This window comes from Mycobacterium sp. UM_11 (assembly GCF_001414075.1).
GTDB lineage: Bacteria > Actinomycetota > Actinomycetes > Mycobacteriales > Mycobacteriaceae > Mycobacterium.
Map to the genome: position 1 here is coordinate 1 of NZ_LATC01000027.1, position 25,206 is coordinate 25,206.

30 protein-coding genes are annotated in these 25,206 nt (G+C 68.6%); 15 read left to right on the plus strand and 15 right to left on the minus strand.

The genetic code is table 11. From position 1 onward, the window contains the following. A partial coding sequence (locus WU80_RS09380; RefSeq protein WP_304437993.1) for a peroxidase family protein occupies positions 1–488 on the plus strand: 488 nt, incomplete at its 5' end. A 61-nt stretch (positions 489–549) separates the two neighbouring features. On the opposite strand, the gene WU80_RS09385 is transcribed toward WU80_RS09380, so the two are convergent. From WU80_RS09385 to WU80_RS09395, 3 genes are all read right to left on the minus strand, one after another. Beyond that, on the minus strand, positions 550–1,287 hold the full coding sequence (locus tag WU80_RS09385; protein WP_082459814.1) for a glycerophosphodiester phosphodiesterase family protein: 738 nt from the start codon (positions 1,285–1,287) through the stop codon (positions 550–552). 69 nt (positions 1,288–1,356) lie between these two features. Then, the gene (locus WU80_RS09390; protein WP_055402235.1) at positions 1,357–2,160 is read right to left on the minus strand and encodes a DUF1906 domain-containing protein; all 804 of its coding nucleotides are present in this window, start codon (positions 2,158–2,160) and stop codon (positions 1,357–1,359) included. A 21-nt stretch (positions 2,161–2,181) separates the two neighbouring features. Beyond that, entirely contained in the window at positions 2,182–3,735 is a 1,554-nt protein-coding gene (locus WU80_RS09395; RefSeq protein WP_055402237.1) for a GMC family oxidoreductase, read from the minus strand. Positions 3,736–4,025: 290 nt separating this feature from the next. Between WU80_RS09395 and WU80_RS09400 the strand changes: the two genes are divergently transcribed. From WU80_RS09400 to WU80_RS09415, 4 genes are read left to right on the plus strand one after another with little or no spacing between them, the layout of a single operon-like run. Next, positions 4,026–5,279, plus strand: a complete 1,254-nt coding sequence (locus WU80_RS09400) for a glycosyltransferase family 4 protein (protein ID WP_055402239.1) — start codon at positions 4,026–4,028, stop codon at positions 5,277–5,279. Continuing rightward, complete coding sequence (locus WU80_RS09405; RefSeq protein ID WP_055402241.1) at positions 5,273–6,025, plus strand: class I SAM-dependent methyltransferase; 753 nt, start codon at positions 5,273–5,275, stop codon at positions 6,023–6,025. The genes WU80_RS09400 and WU80_RS09405 overlap by 7 nt, the downstream gene beginning before the upstream one ends. Continuing rightward, a complete protein-coding gene (locus tag WU80_RS09410) occupies positions 6,012–7,088 on the plus strand; it encodes a prenyltransferase (RefSeq protein ID WP_055402243.1) in 1,077 nt (358 codons plus the stop codon). Before WU80_RS09405 ends, WU80_RS09410 begins: the two co-directional genes overlap by 14 nt. Before the next feature lie 26 nt (positions 7,089–7,114). Beyond that, a complete protein-coding gene (locus WU80_RS09415) occupies positions 7,115–7,474 on the plus strand; it encodes an ester cyclase (RefSeq protein ID WP_197285986.1) in 360 nt (119 codons plus the stop codon). A 35-nt stretch (positions 7,475–7,509) separates the two neighbouring features. Here the strand turns inward: WU80_RS09415 and WU80_RS09420 are convergent, their stop codons facing one another. Then, positions 7,510–8,175: a class I SAM-dependent methyltransferase gene (locus WU80_RS09420; protein ID WP_055402246.1), complete on the minus strand. Its 666-nt coding sequence runs from the start codon at positions 8,173–8,175 to the stop codon at positions 7,510–7,512. A 120-nt stretch (positions 8,176–8,295) separates the two neighbouring features. Between WU80_RS09420 and WU80_RS09425 the strand changes: the two genes are divergently transcribed. Next, on the plus strand, positions 8,296–8,967 hold the full coding sequence (locus tag WU80_RS09425) for a cutinase family protein (RefSeq protein WP_197281192.1): 672 nt from the start codon (positions 8,296–8,298) through the stop codon (positions 8,965–8,967). A 128-nt stretch (positions 8,968–9,095) separates the two neighbouring features. On the opposite strand, the gene WU80_RS25795 is transcribed toward WU80_RS09425, so the two are convergent. After that, positions 9,096–9,302 carry a hypothetical protein gene (locus tag WU80_RS25795; RefSeq protein WP_156349501.1) on the minus strand — a complete coding sequence of 69 codons (207 nt, stop codon included), beginning with the start codon at positions 9,300–9,302 and terminating at the stop codon, positions 9,096–9,098. Positions 9,303–9,562: 260 nt separating this feature from the next. Between WU80_RS25795 and WU80_RS09430 the strand changes: the two genes are divergently transcribed. Then, entirely contained in the window at positions 9,563–10,399 is an 837-nt protein-coding gene (locus WU80_RS09430) for a family 16 glycosylhydrolase (RefSeq protein ID WP_055402249.1), read from the plus strand. A gap of 6 nt (positions 10,400–10,405) precedes the next feature. On the opposite strand, the gene WU80_RS09435 is transcribed toward WU80_RS09430, so the two are convergent. Both WU80_RS09435 and WU80_RS09440 read right to left on the minus strand, forming a co-directional pair. Further along, positions 10,406–11,251: an SAM-dependent methyltransferase gene (locus tag WU80_RS09435; RefSeq protein ID WP_055402250.1), complete on the minus strand. Its 846-nt coding sequence runs from the start codon at positions 11,249–11,251 to the stop codon at positions 10,406–10,408. A gap of 29 nt (positions 11,252–11,280) precedes the next feature. Further along, a complete protein-coding gene (locus WU80_RS09440; protein ID WP_231633787.1) occupies positions 11,281–11,937 on the minus strand; it encodes a hypothetical protein in 657 nt (218 codons plus the stop codon). A gap of 62 nt (positions 11,938–11,999) precedes the next feature. On the opposite strand from WU80_RS09440, the gene WU80_RS09445 reads away from it, so the two are divergent. Continuing rightward, positions 12,000–13,010, plus strand: coding sequence for an NADP-dependent oxidoreductase (locus WU80_RS09445; RefSeq protein ID WP_055402256.1), 1,011 nt, complete (start codon positions 12,000–12,002; stop codon positions 13,008–13,010). A gap of 2 nt (positions 13,011–13,012) precedes the next feature. Here WU80_RS09445 and WU80_RS09450 read toward each other — a convergent pair whose 3' ends face one another. Beyond that, positions 13,013–13,846, minus strand: a complete 834-nt coding sequence (locus WU80_RS09450) for a class I SAM-dependent methyltransferase (protein WP_055402258.1) — start codon at positions 13,844–13,846, stop codon at positions 13,013–13,015. A gap of 54 nt (positions 13,847–13,900) precedes the next feature. Next, positions 13,901–14,548: a heme-binding protein gene (locus WU80_RS09455; protein ID WP_055402335.1), complete on the minus strand. Its 648-nt coding sequence runs from the start codon at positions 14,546–14,548 to the stop codon at positions 13,901–13,903. Positions 14,549–14,773: 225 nt separating this feature from the next. On the opposite strand from WU80_RS09455, the gene WU80_RS09460 reads away from it, so the two are divergent. Beyond that, a complete protein-coding gene (locus tag WU80_RS09460; protein ID WP_055402337.1) occupies positions 14,774–15,028 on the plus strand; it encodes a hypothetical protein in 255 nt (84 codons plus the stop codon). A 92-nt stretch (positions 15,029–15,120) separates the two neighbouring features. Here WU80_RS09460 and WU80_RS09465 read toward each other — a convergent pair whose 3' ends face one another. Further along, positions 15,121–16,575 (minus strand): aldehyde dehydrogenase, encoded by a 1,455-nt coding sequence (locus WU80_RS09465; protein WP_055402260.1) that lies wholly within the window; start codon positions 16,573–16,575, stop codon positions 15,121–15,123. A 191-nt stretch (positions 16,576–16,766) separates the two neighbouring features. Here WU80_RS09465 and WU80_RS09470 point away from each other — a divergent pair, with 191 nt between their 5' ends. Further along, positions 16,767–17,588, plus strand: a complete 822-nt coding sequence (locus WU80_RS09470; RefSeq protein WP_055402261.1) for an alpha/beta fold hydrolase — start codon at positions 16,767–16,769, stop codon at positions 17,586–17,588. A gap of 3 nt (positions 17,589–17,591) precedes the next feature. Here WU80_RS09470 and WU80_RS09475 read toward each other — a convergent pair whose 3' ends face one another. Beyond that, complete coding sequence (locus tag WU80_RS09475; RefSeq protein WP_055402339.1) at positions 17,592–18,494, minus strand: NAD(P)-dependent oxidoreductase; 903 nt, start codon at positions 18,492–18,494, stop codon at positions 17,592–17,594. Between the two features lie 144 nt (positions 18,495–18,638). On the opposite strand from WU80_RS09475, the gene WU80_RS26580 reads away from it, so the two are divergent. After that, positions 18,639–19,313, plus strand: coding sequence for a PE family protein (locus WU80_RS26580; protein WP_082459813.1), 675 nt, complete (start codon positions 18,639–18,641; stop codon positions 19,311–19,313). Positions 19,314–19,331: 18 nt separating this feature from the next. Here the strand turns inward: WU80_RS26580 and WU80_RS09485 are convergent, their stop codons facing one another. Beyond that, positions 19,332–20,516 (minus strand): acyl-CoA dehydrogenase family protein, encoded by a 1,185-nt coding sequence (locus tag WU80_RS09485; RefSeq protein ID WP_055402262.1) that lies wholly within the window; start codon positions 20,514–20,516, stop codon positions 19,332–19,334. Positions 20,517–20,634: 118 nt separating this feature from the next. Between WU80_RS09485 and WU80_RS09490 the strand changes: the two genes are divergently transcribed. After that, a complete protein-coding gene (locus WU80_RS09490) occupies positions 20,635–21,015 on the plus strand; it encodes an NYN domain-containing protein (RefSeq protein WP_055402263.1) in 381 nt (126 codons plus the stop codon). Next, positions 21,012–21,968, plus strand: a complete 957-nt coding sequence (locus WU80_RS09495; RefSeq protein ID WP_055402265.1) for a nitronate monooxygenase family protein — start codon at positions 21,012–21,014, stop codon at positions 21,966–21,968. The genes WU80_RS09490 and WU80_RS09495 overlap by 4 nt, the downstream gene beginning before the upstream one ends. Here the strand turns inward: WU80_RS09495 and WU80_RS09500 are convergent. Both WU80_RS09500 and tpx read right to left on the minus strand, forming a co-directional pair. Next, positions 21,949–22,260: a DUF4333 domain-containing protein gene (locus tag WU80_RS09500; RefSeq protein WP_055402267.1), complete on the minus strand. Its 312-nt coding sequence runs from the start codon at positions 22,258–22,260 to the stop codon at positions 21,949–21,951. The genes WU80_RS09495 and WU80_RS09500 overlap by 20 nt on opposite strands. A 114-nt stretch (positions 22,261–22,374) precedes the next feature. Further along, the gene (gene tpx / locus WU80_RS09505) at positions 22,375–22,869 is read right to left on the minus strand and encodes a thiol peroxidase (protein WP_055402269.1); all 495 of its coding nucleotides are present in this window, start codon (positions 22,867–22,869) and stop codon (positions 22,375–22,377) included. A gap of 110 nt (positions 22,870–22,979) precedes the next feature. Between tpx and WU80_RS09510 the strand changes: the two genes are divergently transcribed. Continuing rightward, entirely contained in the window at positions 22,980–23,939 is a 960-nt protein-coding gene (locus WU80_RS09510; RefSeq protein WP_055402271.1) for a GlxA family transcriptional regulator, read from the plus strand. Positions 23,940–23,956: 17 nt separating this feature from the next. Next, complete coding sequence (locus WU80_RS09515; protein WP_055402273.1) at positions 23,957–24,694, plus strand: DJ-1/PfpI family protein; 738 nt, start codon at positions 23,957–23,959, stop codon at positions 24,692–24,694. 10 nt (positions 24,695–24,704) lie between these two features. On the opposite strand, the gene WU80_RS09520 is transcribed toward WU80_RS09515, so the two are convergent. Next, positions 24,705–25,181, minus strand: a complete 477-nt coding sequence (locus tag WU80_RS09520; RefSeq protein WP_055402275.1) for a nuclear transport factor 2 family protein — start codon at positions 25,179–25,181, stop codon at positions 24,705–24,707. Positions 25,182–25,206 lie beyond the last annotated feature (25 nt).

Here is a 25,206-nt window from a genome sequence, read left to right on the forward strand (position 1 = left end):
ACGTGGAGTCGTTCGCGGTGCTCGAACCGCGGGCCGACGGCTTCCGCAACTACATCCGGCCGGGCGAGAAGGCGCCGCTGGAACACCTGCTGATGGAGCGGGCGTACCTGCTGGGCGTGACCGCCCCGGAGACGACGGTGTTGATCGGCGGGCTGCGCGCCCTGAACGCCAACCACGGCGGCGCCAAGCACGGCGTGTTCACCGACCGGCCGGGCGCGTTGACCAACGACTTCTTCGTCAACCTGCTCGACATGGGCACGGAGTGGAAGCCGTCGGAAACCGCCGAGAACGTCTACGAGGGCCGCGACCGGGCCTCGGGCGCGATCAAGTGGACCGCGACCGCGAATGACCTTGTGTTCGGCTCGAATTCGGTGCTACGCGGGTTGGCCGAGGTCTACGCCCAGGATGACAACAAGGGCAAGTTCGTCGAGGACTTCGTCGCGGCCTGGGTCAAGGTCATGAACAGCGATCGGTTCGACCTGAAGTAAGACCACGCTGTAGCGCAATCCGGCACCTCCGCGGGCCCCCGGCTCGCGGAGGTGCCGCGCGCTAACGCGGCCGCCATTCGTTTCGCGCGATGAGGACGTCGCGCAGGACGTCCGCGCGATCCGTGATGATGCCGTCGACACCGATATCGCAAAGTGCGTGCATGGTGTTCGGGTCGTCCACGGTCCACGCGTGCACCTGAAGTCCCGCCGCATGCAGGGCCCTGACCAGTCCGGGCGTGATGATCGGTACGCGGCCCAGCCGGGGCGGCAGCTGCAGGCAGTCGCTGTCGCGCAGCATCTGCCAGGCATACGCGCGGGCTACCGGCGTCCTCGCCGCCAGCAGTGCCAGGAACGCGCTCGTGCCGGCCGAACTGGCGACCCGTTTCGACAGCAGACTCAGCGCGCGCCGTCGCCGACGATCGGAAAACGACGTGATCAGCACCCGGTCATGCGCGTTCATCCGTTCGACGACCTCGACGGTGGGCACGATGGCCGACGCCGCTTTGATATCGATGTTGACGCGCATGTCCGGCAGCGCGGAAAGCAGTTCTTCGAGGGTGGGGATCGCCTCCCCCGCACCGAGATTCAACCGGCGGACGTCGCGCCAGTAACACTGGTCGATGGCGCCCGATTCGCCCGATTCCGATCGGAACACGCGGTCGTGCAGGATCACCGCGACGCCGTCGCGGGTTGCCCGGACGTCGGTCTCAATGTATCGAAGCCCGAGCTTCGCCGCCTCGTGAAACGCCCCCATGCTGTTCATCGGCACTCGGAAGGCGGTGAAACCCCTGTGCGCCATGGCGATTCGTCCGGCGTCGCGCAGGTACTGCAGTGTCGGTTCGCGCGGTTGCCTGGCTGCACGCACGGCTCACCGAGCCAGATCCCACTGACCGAAGTCGGGCGCCAAAACGTCGTCGATGTCCACGTTGATCCCGCCGAGGACCGGGCTGGGGTTGGCCGGGCTGTTGACGACGGACTGGTAGAGCACCGCCGCGGGCTCGCGGTCACCATGCGACCACGATCTGGTCTGCCACGCCCACCGGTGCCCGGGGGTTGTCGAGCTGCCGATGACGCCGTCGCGGATCGCCCAGCCGCACGCGGCGGCGTGCCCGTAGATGCCGGTGCGGCCGACGCCCAGTACCGAATTGATGCCCCGGAACCATTGGACCGCAACGCTATTCCAGGTGTTGACGTCGATATCGTCGTCGATGCTGAAGAAGATCGGGGCCGAGGACGGGCCACCGGCCGCGCCGTGCAGCCGCAGGGCGCTCTGCGCATCCGCCACGCCGCCGTCGTAACCGCGTGTGCAGTCCGAGGGATCGGGCCAGCCGGGCTTGCCGTACTGAAAGTTGCTGACGATTTGCAGGCCCGCCGCGCGCAGCGCGTCCGCGTATTCGCGGGTGATGGGCTTCGCCTCGAAGTTCGCGCCCGGCCGCGACAACGACACGTAGTTCACCACACCGCCATAGCCCGCCGATTTGATCTCGTCCGGCGCGATGCGGCGCTCGGCGAAATCGATGAGCCGCATGTCCGCGGCGGACGCCTTGGGCCCCGCCGGGCCAGCGGCCAGCGTTGCGAAGCCGAGGGACGCCGGCGCAGCGGCGAGCCGAAGGACGTCGCGTCGCGACACCGATCGCCCGCCGCATTCGCCTGATGCAGCCGAACCCTGCACCGCGCGATGGTAACAAACAGCTCAGAACCGATGCTCGGCCTTGATGAACTGGGCGGCGCGTTCTCCGATCACCACACACGGGGCCATGGTGTTGCCACTCGTGATCCGCGGCATGACCGATGCGTCGGCGACGCGCAGGTTTCGGGTGCCGTATACCTTGAGGCGTCCGTCGACCACCGACATGGGGTCGCGCCCCATCTTCGCCGTCCCAGACTCGTGCCAATACGTGGTTACGGCATAGCGCAGATATTCGTCGAGCTCGGTGCCCGAGAGGTCGCCCGGCATGACTTCGCGCGCGACGAAGGGCCGCAGTTCGGGCGAATTGCCGATCTCGCGCAGCGTTTCGACGCAGGCGATCGCGGTTTTGAGGTCGTCGCCGTTCGAGAGCGCGTTCGCTTCAATGCGGATCGGGTCGGCCGCGTTCGGGCCCGACAACCGCAGCCGGCCGCGGCTTGTGGGGTGCGTCGGGGAACCGAAGAGGATCCAACTGTTAGCCGGCAGGCCGTATCTCGCGGCGTTCTCCGGCGTCGCCTTCGGGAAGGGCCCCAAGCAGGCGAAGAGGTCGGGGCTCTGGCCGTTGGCCGCCCCCGAGTCCCAGAACATGGTCGCCCCGACCTGGGTGCTGACCTGCTCCCGGTCCGGAAACTCCCACACGCAGTCGAACCCGAAATGATCCTGGAAATTGCGGCCGACCCCGGGCAAGTGCCGGCGGACCGTGATTCCGACACGCCGCAACTCCTCCCCGTCGCCTATGCCCGACTGCATCAGCACCTTGGGGGTGTGGATCGCCCCGAGTGACAACACCACCTCCGCCTCGGCGGCGACGTGACGAATTGCGCCCGCATAGCCGACTTCGACGCCGGCCGCCCGGTCACCCTGCAGGATCACGCGGGTGACCAGGGCGTGCGGCACCACCGTTAAGTTCGGCTGCCCCATCCGCGGGCCGGCGTAGGTGCGGAACACGGACTCGCGCTTGCCGTTGCGGCTGCGCAGGTCGGCGATGGCGGCGCCGCGTGCGTTTTCCATCATGCGGCCGTTCGGACTCTGGTAGGTGGGGATGCCATAAGAGCGCGCCGCGTCGAGTACCGCGGGTGCGAGCGGATGTATCTCGGAAGCCGGCTCGACGAACACCGGCCCGCCCCTGCCCCGATGATCCGGCTCGCCGGTGCCCTGCCAGTCCTCGAGTTGCCGGTACAGCTGCAACACCTGCTCGTATGCCCAGGCCGGCTCGCCGGACTCGGCGGCGAAGTGGTCCCAGTCCCCGCGGTGGCCGCGCGACCAAACCATCAAATTGATGCTCGACCCGCCGCCGAGCACCTTGCCCATCGAAAACGGGATGGAGCGCCCGTGCAGCCGAGGGTCGGGTTCGGCCGCGAAACCCCAGTCGCGGTCACTCCCCAGATTGGACGGCCACTCGCTCGCCTCGGTCACGGCGGGCAGGTCGTCGGAGCCGCCCGCTTCCAGCAGCAGCACATTGACATCGGGGTTTTCCGCCAGCCGGGCGGCGATCACCGATCCCGAGGACCCGGCACCACACACGATGACGTCGTAACGCGATTTCAATACAGCAGCCACGGCTGCCCTCACCTCCAGCTGAGTATGGTTTTATGTACCCAGTACTACGCGAGGGCGGGCCGAACGGTTCAACTCGCACTCTGGACCGAATGGCATGATCCTTAAGTGCCGGATTTCCGTCAGAACTTTTACCCGGTGTCCGGTGACGTCCGAGCTCGTTGCGCTCGATTAGGCGATCGAACTATAGTCTGGACACATGTCCAGTTTGCTGTCACGGAGCTCGGGAGTCCGTTGACCGCGATGGGTTCGGCGCTGTTCCGCGGTCATTCACCAGCAAAGAAGAGTTGAGTATGCGAATTGCCCTGCTGTCCTACCGTAGTAAGACCCATTGCGGCGGACAGGGCGTCTACGTGCGCCATCTCAGCCATGGTTTGGTCGAACTCGGTCACGACGTCGAGGTGTTCTCCGGCCAGCCCTACCCCGACCTGCTCGATCCGCGGGTGCGGTTGACGAAGGTGCCGAGCCTGGATCTCTACCGCGAGCCCGACCCGTTCCGCGTGCCGCGACCCAGCGAGATCCGCGATTCGATCGACCTGTTGGAACTGCTCACCACGTGGACCGCGGGGTTCCCCGAACCGCGGACGTTCACCATGCGCGCGGCCCGGGCGCTGGCCGGCCGGACGGCCGATTTCGACGTTGTCCACGACAATCAGAGCCTGGGCACCGGACTGCTCACCATCGCCGAAGCCGGGCTGCCGGTGGTGGCCACGGTGCACCACCCCATCACCCGTGACCGGGTGCTCGACCTGGCCGCCGCGCGGTGGTGGCGAAAGCCGTTGGTGCAGCGGTGGTATGGATTTCTGGCGATGCAGCAGCAAGTGGCGCGCCAGATCCCGGACCTGCTGACGGTTTCATCGTCGTCGGCCGCGGACATCGTCAGCGACTTCGGCGTCGCGCCGGAGCAACTGCACGTCGTCCCGCTTGGCGTGAACACCGAACTGTTCAAGCCGGGCCCGCAGGCTCGGCAGCGGGGGCGGATCATCGCGATCGCCAGCGCGGATACGCCGCTCAAGGGCGTGCGCACGCTGTTGCAGGCGATCGCCCGGTTGCGCACCAGCAGGGATCTCGAGCTGCGCCTCGTCGCCAAGGTGGAGCCCAACGGCCCCACCCACAAGCTCATCGCCGAGCTCGGCATCTCCGACATCGTGCACATCACCAGTGGGCTCTCCGACGCCGAGCTCGCCGCGCTGTTCGCGTCGGCCGAGGTCGCGTGCATTCCGTCGCTCTACGAAGGGTTTTCGTTGCCCGCGGTGGAGGCCATGGCCAGCGGCACGCCGATCGTGGCGAGCCGGGTCGGCGCGTTGCCGGAGGTCCTCGGCACCGACGGCGCGTGCGCCGAGCTGGTGCCGCCCGCCGACGTCGATGCGCTGACCCGCGCGCTCGGCGACCTGCTGGATTCGCCGGAGAAGCGGCGGAGCCTGGGCAAGGCGGGGCGAACCCGCGCGGTCAACGTCTTCAGTTGGGAGGCCGTGGCGGCGCAGACCGTCCGGGTGTACGAGCGGGCGATCGCACGCAACGCCGCCAAAGGTGCCGCCCAATGCTGACCGTGGATTTCGACCGGCTGGGGATCGGGCCGGCCACCAAGGTCATCGACGTGGGGTGCGGGGCGGGCCGGCATGCGTTCGAGGCGTACCGACGCGGCGCCGACGTGGTGGCATTCGACCAGGATGCGGCCGAATTGCGTTCGGTGGATGCCATTCTGCGCGCGATGGCGGAGACCGGCGAAGCCCCGGCCGGGGCGTCGGCGAAGGTGGTGCTCGGTGACGCGCTGAAGTTGCCGTACGCCGACGAGACGTTCGACTGCGTGATCGCGTCGGAAATCCTGGAGCACATACCGCACGACGACGCCGCCATCGCCGAACTGATCAGGGTGCTCAAGGTCGGCGGCACCCTGGCGGTCAGCGTGCCGCGGTGGCTTCCGGAGCGATTGTGCTGGCTGCTGTCCGACGAATACCACAGCAACGAGGGCGGCCACGTGCGCATCTACCGGGCCAGCGATTTGCGCGCCAAAATCGTTGGCGGCGGCATGGAAATAACGCATGCCCACCACGCGCACGCCTTGCACTCGCCGTTCTGGTGGCTGAAATGCGCTGTGGGGGTGTCGAACACCGATCACCGCGCGGTGTCGGCGTACCACAAACTCTTGGTGTGGGACCTGATGCAGCGGCCGAAAATCACCCAGCTGGCCGAGTCGCTGCTCAATCCGTTGGTCGGCAAGAGCGTCGCGATGTACTTCGTCAAACAAACCGAAAGCCAAGCGACTGTGGGATATTCAGTTGCGTCGGGTTAACCCTCCAGCGGTAGCGGGTGTCCTCACCCCCGAGCAATGCCGTCAGACCGCACAATCGATCGCAGCCACCCAGGAACCCTCGGGGGCCATCCCGTGGTCCGAGGATGGCCACACCGATCCGTGGGATCACGTCGAGTGCGCGATGGCGCTGACCGCCGCCGGGCTGCTGGAACCGGCGCGCGCCGCGTTCGACTGGAGCCGCCGCACCCAGCGCCCCGACGGATCGTGGCCCATCCAGCTCCGCGCCGGCGTCATCGAGGACGCCAACAGCGACAGCAACTTCTGCGCCTACATCGCCACCGGCGTCTGGCACCACGTCCTCGTCACCGGCGACCGGTTCTTCGCCGCAATGATGTGGCCGGTGGTGCGCAAGGCGATCGACTTCGTCATCGACTTGCAGGTTGGCTATGGCGAGATCGGTTGGGCGCGAAGCGAAGCCGGCCCGCTGACGGAAGCGCTGCTGACGGGTTGCGCGAGCGTGTATCACAGCATCCGGTGCGCCCTGGCGTTGGCCGCGCTGGTGGACGACCCCCAGCCCGAGTGGGAGCTCGCGCTCGGGCGGCTCGGGCACGCGATAGCCGCGCACCCGGAGGCGTTCACCGAGAAGGAGCGCTACTCGATGGACTGGTACTACCCGATCCTCGGCAGCGCCCTGCGCGGGCCGGAGGCGGCCGCGCGAATCAGTCAGCGCTGGGACGACTTCGTGGTCGGCGGGTTGGGCATTCGTTGCGTCGCCGACCGCCCCTGGGTGACCGGCGCCGAGACATGCGAGTTGGTGATGGCGCTGGAGGCCATCGGCCAACGGCCGGCCGCCCACCGGCAGTTCGGCGCGATGCAGCATCTCCGTGAGGAGGACGGCTCCTACTGGACCGGGTTGGTGTTCGCCGACGGGAAGCGGTGGCCCGAGGAGCGCACGACGTGGACGGGGGCGGCGATGATTTTGGCCGCGGACGCGCTGTCGAACACCACCGCGGGCGCCGGAATCTTCCGCGGCCACGGATTGCCGATGGGCCTGCAGACCGACTTCGACTGCGAATGCGTCGCCGCCGGGCCCGGCCGGTGAGTCCGGACGCGCTGCGCACGCTTTATATGTCGTATCTCGATGCGTGTAACTCGCACGACTTCGAACGAATGACGACCTTCTATGCACCGACCATCAAGGTCAACGACGCCCCCATGGAGCCGGCTGCCGTCGCGGCGCAGTTCGCGCCGCTCGTGTCGGCCTTTCCCGATTGGCATTGGGAATTACGGCATCTGGCCATCGACGGGAACCTGATCGCGCTGCACTTCTCGGTCACCGGTACCCACCGGGACACCTTTCAGGGCATCCCGGCCACGGGTCGGCGGGTGGCCATCTCCGAGTTCACCATCTATCGGGTGGAAGACGGCAAGTTCGCCGAGGTGTGGGATCTCGCCGACATGGGCGCGGTGCTCAGTCAGATCGGTTGAGGCGAAAGCGCACTGACACCGGGGCGGGATGACTCCTATGGGATGGGTTCCCCCGGCGTACCGCTGACCCGTTCGAGCACGCGGAGCGAGCCGGTGGCCGAGACCTCCCGGAACTGGCCGGAATCGATTGCGCGACAGTAGATGTAGTACGGCGGCCGGCCGCCGTCGTTTGGGTCGGGGAAAACATCGTGGATGGCCAGCCCGCCGCCGACCGTCACCCACTTGGCCCATCCGTCGAAGTCCTGGTTGGCGGCGGCCTCGCTGTGGCCGCCGTCGATGAACAGAAACCTCAGTGGCGACCCCCACCTGGAGGCCACGACCGGGGACTTCCCCACGACGGCGACGACGTGGTCGTCGAGTCCCGCGGCGTCGAGGGTGTGGCGAAACGCCGGCAGCGTATCGAACAGGCCCGTGACCTCGTCGACCAGCGAGGCGTCGTGGTACTCCCAGCCGGCCTGATGTTCCTCGGAGCCGTGGTGGTGGTCGATCGTGTACAGCACGCCGGCGGTCTGTTGGGCCGCCGCGCCGAGCAACAGGGTCGATTTGCCGCAATAGGTGCCGATTTCGACACCGACGCCGCCGTCGAGATACCGCAGCGCGGCGTCGTACAGCGCGCGCCCCTCGTCGGCGGGCAGGAAACCCCGCACCTGCTCGGCCAGCGCGAACAAGCGCTCGGGCGCACTGGCATCGGCGTGACTCATCAGCCGAACCTATCGCCTGCCCCGCCGCAGCCGGCACGGTGGTCGGCCGTGCATCGAGGGGTCTCCATCCGTTGCCCAGCGGCCGGAGCGGGACCGTTTTACCATCGTGCTGTGCGTGCCCTGCCTGTTCGTAGATGTGTCGACGCCGTCCTCGCCGTGGCGGCGCTGACGCTGACCGCCGCGGTCCTCCCGCCCGGCACGCCGGGCGCCGCCGGGCCGGCCGCGGCTGCCGGTTGCCCTCCGGTGCAGGTGGTGTTCGCCCGTGGCCGGATGGAATCGCCCGGAGTGGGAACGCTGGGCAACGCGTTCATCGGCGCGCTGCGATCCAAGGTCAACAAGAACATCGGCGTGTATGCCGTGAACTACCCCGCCGACACCGAGGTAGCCCAGGGCGCCAACGACATGAGCCACCACGTTCAGGACATGGTCACCAACTGCCCCGCCACCCGCCTGGTACTGGGCGGTTACTCGCTCGGCGCGGCGGTCACCGACGTCGTGCTCGCCGCGCCCATCGGCGCGTTCGGTTTCGACAGCCCGCTGCCCCCGGGAACCGATCAGCACATCGCGGCCGTCGCGCTGTTCGGCAACGGCAGCCAGTGGGTGGGCCCGATTACGAACTTCAGCCCGATCTACAACGACCGGACCATCGAGCTGTGCCACGGCGCCGATCCCATCTGCAACCCGGCGGACCCCAACACATGGAAAGCGAATTGGCCTCAACACCTGGCCGGCGCGTACATCGACGCGGGCATGGCCAACCAGGCCGCCGATTTCGTCGCCGGCAAGCTCTAAACGATCCGGCGGTAAGAGTTAAGGTCGGTCGGCAGCAATGAGCTTCCGAGTTATCGGATCGTTTTCGGGGCCCAATACTTCGTTTGCGGACCCAACTGGCCGGTTATTGCGCGGTTTGCGCGCGGAATTCAGGCCGGGGTGTTGGTGCTCGAGTACAGCTTGAAGTCGCGAACAAGCGGAATGACCTCGCCGCCGACCGCCGCGGCATGCTGGCGGGCCAGGAAGGCCGGATGGCGGCGCATCGCCTCGCTGCGTTCGCGTTCGTGCCGCTGGGCCGCGGTCCACACCGGGTGGGACTGGAGGAAAATAACGTTCGCTCCCGTTGTATTAGCCACGATCGTTAACTCCTCTCACTGCCCCCACCGGCAAAAGCTACGACTAGTGGTTATCGGCTCGTGATCTCAAGGATGCCCGGCCGATCCTGAGACCAAACCATCCAACTAGTTGAGAATTAGCCATGAATTTCGGCTAATGCTCGGCCACCGTCGCGCCGCCGTCCGTGCTGGCCCGCCGGCGATCCGAAACTTTATCGGGGGGCACCGACACATTTCCCGTTTCGGCTTCGCACACGCCGTGCTGCTATGGTCCCTTGCCTATGCCGAAGATGGACCGCCGCCGCATGATGTTGACGACCGGGATCGGCGTGCTGGCAGCCGCGCTGCCTGCGCCGGAAGCCGGGGCGCACCCCTCGGGGCGCGGCACCGCACCCCCGCCCGCCGCGCCCAGCGGCCAAACCGGGACCTACATTTTCCAGGACGAATTCGACGGCCCCGCCGGCTCGGCGCCCGATGCCTCGAAATGGGCGATCGCCAAGGCCCGCGAGACGATCAAAGACCCGACGTATTGGGAGCTGCCCGAGCACATCGGGCAGTACCGGGACGACCGGCGCAACGTCTTCCTCGACGGCAACTCCAACCTGGTGTTGCGCGCCGCCAAGGACGGCCCCACCTACTACAGCGGCAAGGTCCAAAGCCTTTGGCGGGGTGGCGTCGGCCATACCTGGGAAGCCCGCATCAAGCTCAACTGCCTGACGGCGGGCGCCTGGCCGGCCTACTGGCTCGGCAACGACGACCAGGGCGAGATCGACGTCATGGAGTGGTACGGCAACGGCAGCTGGCCCTCTGCCACCACCGTCCACGCCAAGGCCAACGGCGGCGAATGGAAGACCCACAACATCGCGATGGACGGTGGCTGGCACACCTGGCGCACCCGATGGGACGCGGCCGGCATCCGGTTCTGGAAGGACTACACCGACGGGGCCCAGCCGTACTTCGACGTGCCGGCCAGCTCGCTGCCGGATTGGCCGTTCAACGGGCCGGGCTACACGGTCTATCCGGTGTTCAATCTAGCGGTGGCGGGCTCCGGTGGCGGCGACCCGGGGCCGGGCAGCTACCCGGCGGACATGCTCGTCGACTGGATCCGCGTCTGGTAAGCGCGCTCAGTGCGTGAGCAGGGCGGTCGCGCTCCAGGCCCTGCCGCCCGGGTGCCGCGGGTCGGGCTGGGGCAGCCAGGCCAGCGGGCGCATCCATAGCGGCAGGCGGTGAAACCGGTAAGCGGCGAGATACAGCGCCTGCACCTCCACGGTGCGCCAGCCCAGGCCTTCGAAGTAGGCCAAACCGTTCTCCGGCGCGAACTTGAAGGGCGCGTTCTGCATCATGCCGGCCATCTTCTTGTTCATCAGCTTCTTCAGCCCCGGGCCGGCGAAGTCGAGCATCCAACACGCGACCTCGGGCCGCTTGATCGCCGCGGAGAGCGCGGCGACGTCGCTTGCCTCCAGGTACATCAGCAGCCCCTCGGTCAGCACCAGCGCCTTGTTGGCCCCGCGCAGGGCCTCGTCGAGGAAGGCGTCGCGGGCCGCGGGTTCGGCCAGGTCGACGGCCATCCGGGTCAGCCGGCACCGCGGCGTCTCATCGGCGAGCAGTTGCGTCTTCTCGGCGAGCAAGTCCGGCAGGTCCGCCTCCACCCAGGTGAATTCGGCCGGAAGGTCGAGCCGATACGGGCGGGTGTCGAGGCCGGCGGCCAGATTGAGCACCCGATCGCAGCCGCCGGCGATCGCGTCGGCGATCGCGTCGTCGATGAGCTTGGTCCGTGCGACGAGCCACCAGCCGTTGCGCGTCGACCGCGGGACGTTGGCGACGATCTCGCGGCCGTGTTCGCCGGCGAGCCGCTCGGCTAGCGGGTCGCTGAACAGCGCGTCCGGGCGGGCCGATTCGGTCGCCCGGTGCAACGCCGTCCAGCGGGCCGTATCCGAAACATGGGTGATTGTGTGCCTGGGGGTGGACATACCTGCGTTATAGCAGCACCCCGGCCGGCCTATTGGCCGGCCTTGCCCCCGGCGAACCACGCCTCGGTCACCGTGCGGGTCTGCGGCGGTGGGAAGACGGCACCGGGTGCGCCGAGCTGGCCAACCTTGACGGTCCACGCCGGCGCGGAGCGGTCGATGCACGTCCCCGGGCCCTGGCTGGGCAGCCACAGCACCTCGGGGTTGCCGGCGCCGCACCAGTAGATGCCCTCATACCCGTCGGCGCGCAGGCCCCAGGCGCCGCCGTTGCGCAGCCGGCACCGCGTGCCGTCGTCGAGGGTCAGCGCGAAGGGGTCCGGGCTCGCGGTCGGCTGCACCGGCGGGAGCGAACCCCCGTATTTCACCCGATGCAGTTGCCTCTCCCACGGATCGTCGACGCACAGCAGTGATCCGGGCGTCGACGGCCAACACGTGCCGGCCCCGGCCGCACTCGGCGAGCAGGAGTACACGTTGTCGTCCACCGCCGACGGCGACGCCGTGTCGCAGGTGACCGTGACGACGTTGCCCTCCGGCGGCGTCTCCCGGTAGCCGTTGATCGGTTGCCCGTCGGGCCCCACGGCCATGACGGTGATCTGCTGGGTGGGCGGCGGGTCCGCGGTGGCCGACCCGGGCGGCGAGAGCGCCACGATCGTCAGCGCGGCGACGGGGACAGCGACCACTCGCGACATAACGTTCACCGCACAAAAACCTTCCGTCCGGCGGGCCCTTTGTTGAAGGGTACGGTGCGCATATGACCGATCGAAACCGTCGTTTCCTGCTTCGCGAACGCCCCACCGGCCGCATCGGCCCCGACACTTTCGAATTGACCGAAGAGGCGATCCCCGAGCTCGGCGACGGCGAGGCGCTGGTGCGCGTCGACTGGATCTCGCTCGACCCGACGAACCGCATGTGGATCAACGACACCCCGACCTACCTGCCCCCGGTTGGGCTCGGCGAGGTCATGCGCGCCGCGGGGATCGGCGAGGTGGTCGCGTCCAAGAGCCCCGCCTACCAGGTCGGACAGCAGGTGCAAGGGCTCCTCGGCTGGCAGGAGTACGCGGTGCTCACGGACACCGCGATGGTCAACCCGGTGGAAGTGGCACCTGGCATGTCGCCGAGCGCCTACCTCGGCGCCCTCGGGATGACCGGGCTTACCGCGTGGATCGGGATCCGCGACATCGGCAAGCCCCGGCCCGGCGAGACCGTCGTCGTCTCCGCGGCGGCCGGCGCGGTGGGCTCCGTCGCCGGGCAGCTCGCCAAGGCGGCCGGCGCCCGCGTCGTCGGGATCGCCGGGGGTCCCGAGAAGTGTGCGCTGCTCACCGATCAGCTGGGCTTCGACGCGGCCGTCGACCACCGCGCCGACGATTGGGCCGCGCAGCTGGCCGCGGCGACACCCAACGGCATCGACGTCGACTTCGAGAACGTCGGCGGCGACCTGATGGACGCAATCTTCGCGCGCCTCAACATCGGCGCCCGCGTCGCGCTGTGCGGCCTGATCTCGGGCTACAACGCCGAGGACCCACCGCCCGGTCCGCGTGCGTTCGGGAACCTGCTCATCCAGCGCGCCACCGTGCAGGGCTTCATCGTCCTCGACCACTTCGGGCGCGCGCCCGAGGCGATCGGCGAGATCGCGGGCCTGATCGGGGCGGGGAAGCTCAAGCCGCTCGAGACCGTCGTCGAGGGATTCGAGCAGCTGCCGACGGCGATCAACATGCTGTTCGACGGCAAGAACGTCGGCAAGCTGGTGGTCAAGCTCGGCTGAGTTCAGCCGAATTCCAGGAGGGCATAGACCCCGCGGTACGGCTTCGCCGGCGGAAACCGCCAGAACGCGGGGTACAGCGTCCCGAAGAACAGGCCCCGCCCCGCGGGCATCGGTACGTCGTGCACCGCGCGGATTCCGGGCATGGTGCGGGGCAGCCGCGCCAGTTGACGCACCGAAAGGCTGAACGGCATCGGCGGCACGCGGTAGCGCTTGGAGGAACGCAGCCCCTTTCGTGCGACCTTCTTGACCACGGTCGGCGGTAGGTCGAAGAACATCTGGCCGCCGGGAAAGCTCCTGGCGCACTGGGCAATGAGCCCCAGCGCCTCGTCGGGCCGCAGGTACATCAACAGGCCCTCGGCGGTGATGAACACGCCGTTGCGGGCATCGACCGCATCGATCCAGCTGTAGTCGAGGGCGGATTGGGCGAGATAGGTGATTCGCGGCGAATGCGGCAGCAGCCGCCGCCGTAGGTCCACGACCGCGGGCAAATCCACCGAGACCCATTTGAATTGTGGGTCGGGCAGTGCGCGGTCCAAGCGCCAGAAGGACGTCTGGAAGCCCTCGGCAAGCGCGACGACGGTCGCCCGGGGGTGGGTGGTGAGGTAGTCGGTGGCGCACCGGTCGACGGCGAGCGAGCGCAGCGCCATCTCCTGGCCGCGGCGGCCGAACTTCTCGAAGTCGAAGTCGATGGAATCGACGAGCTTGACGGCCATCGGGTCGTCGATGATCGCGTCGGGGAGCGCCGCTTGGTGTGCCCTTCCGTAGAGCGTCAGCAGCGCCGTCTCCGAAATTCCGGTGAGCTGCCGCGCGTCCACCCTCTTGTTGTCGTCAGTCATTACGCGAAACAGTAGCCGCTGGGCAGGTGCGCAAGACCGGGAGCGGCAGCCGGGCTAGCGTGGCGCCGACGCCGGGTCGATGGGAATTGCGACCTCATTGCGGCGCCGCATCGGCAGCGTCCAGGGCGGGTCGTAGAACCAGGCCTCCGCATCTCCGGTGGCCTCGATTCCCCTGTCCTGCAATACCTTCGAGAGCTCCCCGGTTCGGGAGGCGACTGCCTTGGGGCTGCGGTCGCCGCTGAATCGCAACACCGCCACGGTCGCGGACGGCACCGCGACGAGCCGGACCTGAGCGTCGTTGGGAGTGGGCAGAGTCTCCATCGTCCACTTCGCGGGCATGAAAAAGCGGATCATCCAGCCGGCCTCCGGGCCGGCGGACTGGACGACCGGTGCGGTCATCGCGATCTGCTGACCGCCCCGGCTCGGCTGCTGGCTGACGGGCGCGGTCATCGCGATCGATGAATTGTCCCGATTGCCGCCGAATATGTATCCCGCCAGCCGTCGGAACCCGACGTCGCGAGCGCGGTGCTGGTCCGCGTCGACGATTGTCTCGGCGGCAATGCGCGGACCGTAGTGGCGTATCTCGACGTTGTCGGTGATCCGTTGGTGCGTGTACGTCGGCTCCTCGAGCCCGACCCGCACGCCACCCACCGCCAGGAGCGATTCGGCCACCTGAGTGGCGATCTTGATCGGGTTCACCATCTGGGCGTTCTCCTTCCAGTGCCGCGAAAGCACCGTCTTCGATGACGGGAACGCGGGGCGGTGCGCCTCGGCGGCATCGACCCACCTTCGCCATGGTGCCGCAAGCGCGGCCTGGCCGACGCCTTCGTCGTCGCGACAACGTTGGGATCGGTAGCCCGCGCCGCGGTTTGTACTTGGCGCAACGACGACGCCAATCCGGCGGCGCCCCACGAAAGGAAGTCAGAAATGAAGATCGTCCCGGCCAGCATCGAAGAGCAGATCAATCGGGTCGACCGGCAGCGCAGCCTCTACATCGGAATCAGCGCGGGCGCGATCGCGCTGTGGAGCGCATTCCGGCTGATCTGGGCCCTCTACATCGGGATGACGTTCGGCTGGTTCCTGGGGTCGATGGTCTTCCAGCTGGTGCTGTGGGGCGTCATCGGTACCGTCGCGGCCGTCGCTGCCGTCGGCTTCCTGACCCGCTACAGCAAGGGGTCTTGAACGCGGGCGTGCCGGCGGAGAGTCCCGAACCTGGTGCGGTTCGGGACTTTTCGCTGTCGGCCGCGGCGACACGCCCAGAACACCGCACCGGGTTAGAGCTGGGCCCAGACCGATTTCGTCTTCATGTAGGCCTCGATCCCCTCGCGCCCGAACTCGTGGCCCCAACCGGATTGCTTGTAACCGCCGAACGGCACATCGTGGTCGAACACCAACTGGCAGTTGACCTGCACGCTGCCAGCCTGCAGCCGCTTGACGATGCGGTGGGCACGGCCAAGGTTTTCCGTCCAGGCCGTGGCGGCCAGGCCGTAGGTGGTGTCGTTGGCCATGGCGACGGCCTCGTCTTCGTCGTCGAACGGCAGGATGCAGACCACGGGCCCGAAGATCTCCTGCTGGTAGAGCCGCATGCCGGGATCGACGTTGGTGAGCACGGTCGGGTGAACGAAGTAGCCCTTGCGATCCAGGCGGTGGCCGCCGGTGACCACTTCGACGCCGTCGCCGCGGCCCTCGTCGATGAAGCCCATGACGCGCGTCAGCTGCTTCTGGCTGATCAGCGGGCCGCTGACGCAGCCCTCCTCGCTGGGAGCGCCCAGCTTGAACGTATTCGCCATCAGCGCAATACCTTCCACCACCCGGTCATACACGCCGCGCTGCACGAAAATCCTTGAGCCACAAACGCATCCCTGCCCGGAGTGCACGAAGATGCCCAACGACGCCATCATGATCGCCTTGTCCAGGTCGGCGTCGTCGAAGATCAGCACCGGCGACTTGCCGCCGAGTTCGAGCATGACCTTCTTCAGGTTGCCGGCCGAGGCGCGCACGATCTCCTTGCCGACCTCGGTCGACCCGGTGAAGGCGACCTTCTCGACGTCGGGATGGGCGGTGATTGCGGCGCCGGCGGTGTGGCCGTACCCGGTCAGCAGGTTGACCACGCCCTCCGGGACGCCGGCCTGGTGGATCAGCCTGTCCAGCAGCAGCGCCGACAGCGGGGTTTCCTCGGCGGGTTTGACCAGCATGCTGCAGCCGGCGGCCAGCGCCGGTGCGAGCTTCGCGCTGGCGTTGAAGATCGGGCCATTCCACGGGAAGATCAGCCCCACCACGCCGAAGGGTTCCTTGAGGGTGTAGGCGTGCATGTTGACGAAGGCGTCCGTCGCGATCCCGTCGGTCTTCACGTCGTAGGCGACGCCGTTGAGTTTGGAACACCAACCGGCGTAATAGCGGAAGAACTCCGAGCAGGTGGACATCTGCAGCTGCGCCTGCATCAACGGCATGCCGGTGTTGAGCGAGTCGAGTCGGGCGAAGTCCTCGGCATGTTCGTCGATCAAATCCGCGATGCGCCACATGATCTTCGCCCGCGCGCGTCCCGGGAGCTGGGACCAGACCCCCGATTCGAAGGAATCCCTGGCCCGCGCGGCGGCGTCGTTGACGGCCGCTTCGCCGCAGTCGGTGAACTCGGTGATCGTCTCCTCGGTGGCGGGGTCGATGACGGCGATGACCTCTCCCGTGCCCGGGCGCTTGCGGATGTCCTCCAATACGGCCTGCAGCTTCATCTCGTCCCTTCCGTGTCCCGGACTCACGCGCCCTTAATGCACCGAAAGTGCTGAGCACTTGCTTAGCATTGGCCCTGCGGTGCGGTCAAGCGCCGCGGTCAGGGACGAGATCCGCCCGGGTAACTCGCGAAAGCGGTCCCGTTCCGCACGCCCCTGCCGGGTCATACTCCGGAGGCGTAGCGTCCTCAGCCATGGCCGACGACATCCGCTTCGTCGAGGCGAACGGGCTGAGATTCGCCTACCTCGAACAGGGCTCGGGGCCGCTCGTGCTGATGCTGCACGGGTTCCCCGACACCGCGCACACCTGGGATCACCTGCGCCCGCGCATCGCCGACAAGGGTTACCGCGCCGTCAGCCCCTTCATGCGCGGCTACCACCCGAGCGGGATTCCCGCTCGCGACCCCGACCAGGAAACCTTGGCCCGCGATCCGCTGGCGCTGATCGAAGCACTCGGCGCGAGCGACGCCGTCGTCATCGGGCACGACTGGGGAGCGTCGGCGGCCTACGGCGCGGCCGCGATCGGCCCCGATCGTGTCCGCAAACTCGTTGTCATCGCCATTCCCCACCCGGCGGCCCTCAGGCCTTCGCTGAAGAAGCTCTGGGGCGCACGCCATTTCGCGGCGTACAAGCTGCCGGGAGCGGCGAATCGCTTCGCGCGCAACGATTTCGCGGCGCTGCCCGCGATCTACCGGCGATGGTCACCGCTGTGGCGGCCGGACCCCCGGGAGTTCGACGCGGTTCGGGCGAGCTTTTCCGATCCGGCGAGCCTGAACGCGGCATTCGGCTACTACCGCAAGCTCTCCCCCATACCCAGCGCGTCGCTGAAGGCGCGGATCACGGTGCCGGTCGTCGCCTTCGCGGGCCTGGACGACCCGATCGTCGAACCAGCGGACTATCGGCACGCCGCCCGGATGTTCAAGAACGAGTACACCGTCGAGGAGGTGCGGGGCGGACACTTCATGCATCGCGAGCACCCCGACGCGTTCGCGGGGCGGCTCCTGGCGCACCTGTAACGCCTAGGCGCCGACCAACTCCGGATGGAACTTGGCCGCCATGCGGCGCAGCCCGTCGCGCCAGTCCACGGTGGTGCCGCCGACGAGCTCGTGCATCCGGCCGCTGTCGGTCGGATTCCCTCGCAGCGCCTGCGCGCTCACCTCGAATACCGGCTCCTTGCCGACCAGTCCGCCGAGGTAGGCGCACCATTCCTGGATGCTGACCGTCTGGTCGCCGCACCAGTTGACGGTCGTCGCCGGGACCGACGCCACCTCGAGCAACTTCGGGATGGTCGCGATGATGTCGTCCTCGTGAATCGGGTTGTAGCGCGCGGCCTCGCCCGGCGGGACCGGGATCGGGATGCCCGCCAGCATCATCTCCATGTGGTAGAACGGCCATCCCCCGTTGTCGCCGTAGGGCACGTTGAGCCGGGCGATGGTGGTGGGCACCCCGAGGGCCCGCGCCATCGAGCGGGCGACGACCTCCCCGGCGATCTTGGAGATGGAATACGTGGGAAACAGGCATTTGTGGTTGTCGCCCAGCGCGGCGCGTTCGGTGCGGGGATCGTCGTCGGGCGGGTCGTACACGGCCGCCGAGGAGCAATGCAGAAACGCCTTCGCGGCGCGGCAGTGCGCCATCAGCAGGCCCACCGACTCGGCGTTGGCCGCGAGATCCTTGTCCCAGTTGCCGCTCTTGGCCACCGCGAGGTTGAGGACGTACTCGAAATCGGTTGGCAGATCGGAGAAGTCGCCGGCCGCGAGGTTGACCGTCTGGCAGCGGACGCCGGCCTTCTCCAGGCCCTCCCGCGCGGCGGGGTCGGTGAACCGGGCGATGCCCCACACCTCGTTGTCGGCCGCCAGCGCCCGCGCGATGGGGGTCGCGATTTGACCGGTCGGACCGGTGATCAGGATCTTTGAGCCGCGCATGGGCTGATAGTAGGCGACGACCGGGCGGGCCGGATGAAAGTGTGCGCACCACACCACCGGCCCCCTTAGACTTGATGTCATCGCCCAGCACAGCTGGTCCTTCGACGTACCGGCGCTCAAGGCTCGCACAGGAGCAGTACGCACATGGAATCGATGTCACATGACCCGGCGGCCGGTGCCATCGGGTTGCACGTGGTCGACATCGCGACCCGCGGTCTGGCTTCCGGCGCCGCGGCGTCGGCGCCGGTGACCGCGCTGGTCCCGGCCGGGGCCGACGAAGTCTCGATCATGGCGGCCGCGGCGTTCGCCGTGGAGGGCACCGCCATGCTGGCGTTGAACACCGCCGCCCAGGAGGAGGTCGCGCGCACCGGGGTGGCGCTGACCGACATCGCCCGGATGTACTCCCAAGTCGACGGCGAGGCGGCCGGCGCCCTGGACTCCTCCGGCGCCCGAATCGCCAGCCATACCTTCGTCGGCCCGACGGGCGGTGGGCTGACGGGCGCGAAGCCGCCCGTTGCGGCGGGCGGCTCGGTCCCCCGCACGCCGCCGCTGACCAACCTGGTCCCGGGCGGCCCGGTCGCGGCCCCGGCGCCGGTTACCGCGCCGACGGTGCCAAGCCCCGGCGCGGCCATGCCCGGTGCGGTCAACGCCGCATCGACATTGCTGGGCGCCGGCGCCGCCCCGCTGAGCTCGCTTGGCTCGCTCGCGCAGGGTGCGTCGGCCGGCGGCGCCTCCGGGCCGGGGCTGGCCTCGTCGCTCACCGAGCGGAACGACGACGAAAGCGCCGGCAGCCAGCAGCCGGGCCAAAGTCTGGTGTAGCCGCCCGCCGTCTGAGATTCACAGGCCGGGCTGATCCTCGATGATGCCGAGCCATATCTGCGCGACGTCGATCGCGACTTTCTCGCTGATGAAGGCGTGCTGCGTCCCGGTGTAGATGTCCCGGAAGGCGCGCTCGAGGCGGCTGCCCTCGCGGATCGAGCTGGTGCCCGCGACCAGGTGGGCCCATTCGGCGCAGCCCCGCGCCGTGTCGGTCGCGAAGACCGCCGCCACCCGCATGTCGGCGCGCAGGGCCGGTGTGAGCTCCTCGCCCGATGCCACCGCGGCCTCGGCGGTGGTAAACGCGTCGAGGACCAGCAGGCGAGCGGCCCGCCAGGCCGCGCGGTGGTGGGCCAGCCCCTTCTGGAACGTCGGGCGGCTGGCCAGCGAAGCCATGTCACTCATCCGGAACTTCGTCGCGGCCAGCTCCTGGACATCGTCGAGCATGCTCTTGGCGACGCCGAGCGCCCAGGACGCATGGCCGGCGGCGGTGACCGGCATCAGCCCCATCCGGGTGGCCGGCGACGTTCCGCGATAGGGCTGACGCACGAACAGCTCGAACGTGCGGCTCGCCGGCACGAACACCTCCTGGGCGCTGTAGTCGTAGGAGCCGGTCCCCTTGAGCCCTTGCACGAACCAGCCGTCGTCGAAGCTGACCTGGTCGCGGGGAATCACCGCGACCCGCATCTCCGGGAAGCCCTCACTGATCCAGCGCATTTCGCCGTTGTCCATGGGCAGGAACCCCGCCGCGACGTACTGGGAATGACCAATGCCCGAGCCGAAGTTCCATGCCCCGCTCACCAGGTAGCCGCCGTCGACGGCGGAGCCCTGCCCGTTCGGGAAGAATTGGCCGCCCATCGTGACGCGGTTGTCGTGTGCCGTGAACACTTCCGCGAAACCCTCGTCGGGCAGGTACGCCGCCGCGGCGAACGAGGACGGCAGGTTGGCGATGCCGACCCAGCCGAAAGAGCCGTCCTGCCAAGCCATTTCGATCCAGGTCTCGATCATCTCGGTGAACGACGGCTCGACACCGCCGGCCTCGACCGGGTTGAACGCGGACATCAATCCGCTCGCCCACATTTCGTCGACGATCGCCGGGGTGAGGGTGCGCGCCCGTTCGGACTCGGCGGCCTCGGCGCGCACCAGATCGCGCATTCCGCGGGCCAGCGAGACAACCCGGTCATCGGTGTCGGCTATCAACGTCATTCACCTGTCCCATCGACGGCAGCAGCGGAATCGGATATCGGTGACCGTACCAACCGCTCAGCGTCGAAAAGCACGAAATTCGCGGGTGGGCGTGCGCGCTCGCCTTACCGTAGGGATCGTGCGGTGGATTGTGGACGGCATGAACGTGATCGGAAGCCGCCCCGACGGTTGGTGGAAGGACCGCGGCCGCGCCATGGTCGCGCTGGCCGACCGCCTTGACCGATGGGCCGCCACCCACGGGGACCGCGTGACCGTTGTGTTCGAGCGGCCACCGTCGACCGCCATTCCCGCGTCGGTGATCGAGATCGCCTATGCACCCAGGGCGGCCGCGAACTCGGCCGACGACGAGATCGTCCGCCGCGTGCGGGCCGATCCCCGTCCGCAGGACATCCGGGTGGTCACCTCGGACAGGGCGCTGAGCGACCGCGTCACCGGCCTGGGCGCGTCGGTCCATCCCGCCGCCGGCTTCCGCGACCTCATCGACCCGAGGAAATCATGACCACCACCAACCGGGTCTGCGACCTGGCGCGCATCGACATCCCGATCATCGGGGCGCCGATGACCTACATCGCCGGTGCGCGGCTGGCCGCGGCCGTGTCCAACGCGGGCGGGCTGGGCATCATCGAGACGACGTCCGAGCAGGGCCGCGCGGATCTGCGGCGCGTGCGCGACCTCACCGACCGGCCGGTGGGCGCGAACATCGCGCTGATCATGAACCGCGACCCGGCCACCGTGGATCTGCTGGTGGACAACGACATTCGTTTCGTCACCACCTCCGCGGGCGATCCGGGACTGTTCACCGGCCGGCTGCACGATGCCGGCATCACCGTGTTCCACGTGGTGGGCACGCTCGCCGCGGCCCGCAAGGCCGTCGACGCCGGGGTCGACGGCCTCGTCGTCGAGGGCGTCGAGGGCGGCGGCTTCAAGAACCGATTCGGGGCGTCGACCATGGTGGTGCTGCCTCTGGTCGCCGCCCACGTCGACGTGCCGATCGTGGCCGCGGGTGGGATCTGCGACGCGCGGTCGATGGCGGCCGCCTTCGTCCTCGGCGCCGAGGGCGTGCAGATGGGCACGCGCCTGCTGGCCTCGGCGGATTCCCCGGTGCACGGCAACCTCAAGCGGGCGGTCGTGGCGGCCGACGAAACCGCCACCGTGCTGCTGCCCCTCGACGGCAAACGCATGATGCGCGTCATCCGGACGGCGGCCGCCGAGAGGCTCGACGCCGCAACGTCTTCCGGCGAGGGTGCCGCGGCGCTGCAACGCGTCCAGCGGCTCTACTTCAACGGGGACATGGACGCCAGCGTCGCCAACACCGGTCAGGTGGCCGGACGGATTTCGGATCTCCCCCCGGCCGCCGACATCATCGAGGCGATGTGGGCCGGGTGCCGCGAAGTGCTGACGGCCACCGCGGATCGCCTCGGACCGCCGGGGCCTAACTCGGCCGGCTCCTGACGTCGAAGACGACCTGCTCGCCCTCGACTTTGGTGATGCGCATGTGCGCGGTGTAGGGCTTGCCCTCCGGGCCGGTGAAGTGGCAGTCGAACTCCTGGCCCACTTTCGCTTCGACGCCGGATGGACAGTTCACGTCGGCCGGGTGGAAGCCCGTTTGGCTCGAGACGACGTCGACGACCGATTGCGCCGCGCCCTCGGGCTTGACCGTCGACTTCGCGTGGCATCCCGCGACCTGCAGGGCCAGCACACTCACCAGCACGCCCGCGGCAACCCGAACCTTGCCGTCATCCATCGCAGGCACTCCTTTGCGGCCGACCACCCTGTGGATGGGTCAGGCTAACACGGGTGCACCGCGACGGGACAGCTCAGCGCGACGGACGCGGGCGGCTCGCAAACAAGCGAGGCGTCAGCCCGCCGCCGCCAGCGCCGCGTCGTAGTTGGGCTCCTGGGCGATCTCCGGGACCAGCTCGGTGTAGGTGACCTTGCCGTCGGCGCCGACCACCACGATGGCCCGGGCGAGCAGACCGGCCATCGGGCCGTCGGTGATGGTGACGCCGTAGTCCTCGCCGAAGCTGCTGCGGAAGGCCGACCCCGTCTTGACGTTGTCGATGCCCTCGGCACCGCAGAACCGGGCGAACGCGAACGGCAGGTCCTTCGACACGCACACCACCGTGGCGCCGCTGGCGGCGGCGCGCTCGTTGAAGGTCCGGACGCTGGTCGCGCACACCGGAGTGTCGACCGAGGGGAAGATGTTGAGCACCAAGGCTTTACCACCGAGCTGGTTACTGTCGACCGGCCCCAGGTCGCCGCCAGTAAGGCTGAAGGCCGGCGCCGGAGACCCGACGCTGGGCAGCTCGCCGACGGTGTTGATCGGGTTTCCACGCAACGTTATCTGTGCCATGCGGACAGTCTGCCAAGCCCGCTGCGGCCGCCCCGGGCCAGGTCCCATGTCCTAATTGGTGGGCTGCACGGCGTAGACGACATGCCGGTCGGTGCCCAACACTTGAGTTCATGGCTCGCAGGGTCGTGATCGCCGGGTTCCCCGGTGTGCAGGCGCTAGACGTGGTGGGACCGCACGACGTCTTCACCGGCGCGGCGCTGCTCACCGGGGGTGGCTACGACGTCGCTGTGGCGTCCGTCGACGGTCGGGCGATCACCACCCCGACCGGTCTGGGCTTCGTCGCGGCGCCGCTGCCGGACCCGGGCGACCCCGCCGCACCGATCGACACCGTCGTGCTGCCCGGCGGCGCCGGTGTCGACGCCGCCCGATCGGACGCCGAGCTGATCGGCTGGATCAAGGCCGCCGCCGCAACCGCCCGCCGCGTGGTGACGGTCTGCACCGGCGCGTTCCTGGCGGCCGAGGCGGGCCTGCTGGACGGGCAGCGGGTGACCACGCACTGGGCCTTCGCCGGGAAGTTGGCCCGCGAGTTTCCCGGAATCGACGTCGACGTGGACCCGATCTTCGTCCGCAGCTCGGACTCGGTGTGGACGGCCGCGGGTGTCACCGCGGGCATCGACTTGGCGCTCTCGCTGGTCGAGGACGACCACGGCACGGAGGTCGCGCAGACGGTCGCTCGCTGGCTGGTGCTGTATCTGCGCCGCCCCGGCGGGCAGACGCAGTTCGCGGCGCCGGTGTGGATGCCGCGCGCCAAGCGCAACTCGATCCGCGCGGTGCAGGAGGCGATCGAGGCGGAGCCGGGCGGCGAGCACAGCATCGACGAGCTGGCGCGCCGCGCCGCGATGAGCCCGCGGCACTTCACCCGCGTCTTCACCGCCGAGGTCGGCGAGGCGCCCGGCCAGTACGTCGAACGGATCCGGACCGAAGCCGCGCGCCGCCAGTTGGAGGAGACCGATGACACCGTCGTCGCGATCGCTACCCGATGCGGCTTCGGCACCGCGGAAACCATGCGGCGCAACTTCGTTCGACGGGTCGGCATCCCGCCCGACCAATACCGCAAGGCGTTCGCCTGAAAAGGAAGGATCACACCATGACCCAGATCGCGATCGTGGCCTATCCGGGATTCACCGCGCTCGACATGATCGGCCCGTACGAGGTCCTGCGCAACCTGCCCGACACCGAGGTTCGGTTCGTCTGGCACCAGGCGGGGCCGATCACCGCCGACTCCGGCGTGCTGGTGATCGGGGCGACCCATTCGCTGGCCGAAACCCCTTCGCCCGACGTGATTCTCGTGCCGGGCGGCCCGTCCACCCCGGTGCATGCCCGTGATGACGCGCTGCTGGACTGGCTGCGGCAGGCGCATCGCACCGCCCGGTGGACGACGTCGGTGTGCTCCGGGTCGGTGATCCTGGCGGCGGCCGGCCTGCTGGCCGGGCGGCGCGCCACGTCGCACTGGCTGACCATTCCGGCGCTCAAGGCGTTCGGCGCCGTCCCGGTGGGCGACGAGCGAATCGTGCACCAGGACAACGTCGTAACCTGCGCGGGGGTGTCGGCGGGCCTCGACCTCGCGCTGTGGCTGGCCGGCGAGATGGGCGGGGAAGGCCGCGCCAAGGCGATCCAGCTGGCGATCGAATACGACCCCCAGCCGCCGTTTGACTCCGGCCACCTGTCGAAGGCGTCGGCGACCACCAAGGCCGCGGCCACCGCGCTGCTGTCCAGGGACAGCATGAAGCCGGCCAACATGAAGGCCGCCACGATGCTGGCGTGGGAGCAGGCGCTGGCGGCCGTGCGGTCGCGGCGACGCGGACGCCAGCCGGCGTCCGTCTAGTCCCGGGGGTTCAGGCGCCCGGCTGCAGGATCTCGTCGGACTCCAACCGACCGCCGGCCTGCAGCCAGGCGGCCACCACACCCGGCGCGTCGCGGTTGGGGTTGTAGATGTCCTCCTCGCTGGAGAACAAGCCGTCGCCGGCGTAGACCAGCCGGGTCCAGTTCGGGAACCAGAACGGTTCGCCGTTCGGATCCGTCGGGTGGTCGAGCAGGTTCTTGATCATCACGACGACGGCGTCGTTGTCCTCGTCGTAGGCGGTCCAGTCGGACGGAAATCGCATGTGCGGGAACGGCGCCATCACGGCGACGATCCAGTCCCGCACGGCCTCGCGGCCGTGGAACACTCCGTAGTGATGTTCGGTGTAGACGACATCCTCGGTGAAGAGATCGGCGAACGGCCGCCAATCGCCCGATGCGCTGCAGCCCTCCACGACCCGCGTGTAGTTCTCGACGGCTTGCTCGATTTCTGCCCTGGTGTATTTGCCCATGGCGGACACACTAGAACGTGTTCCG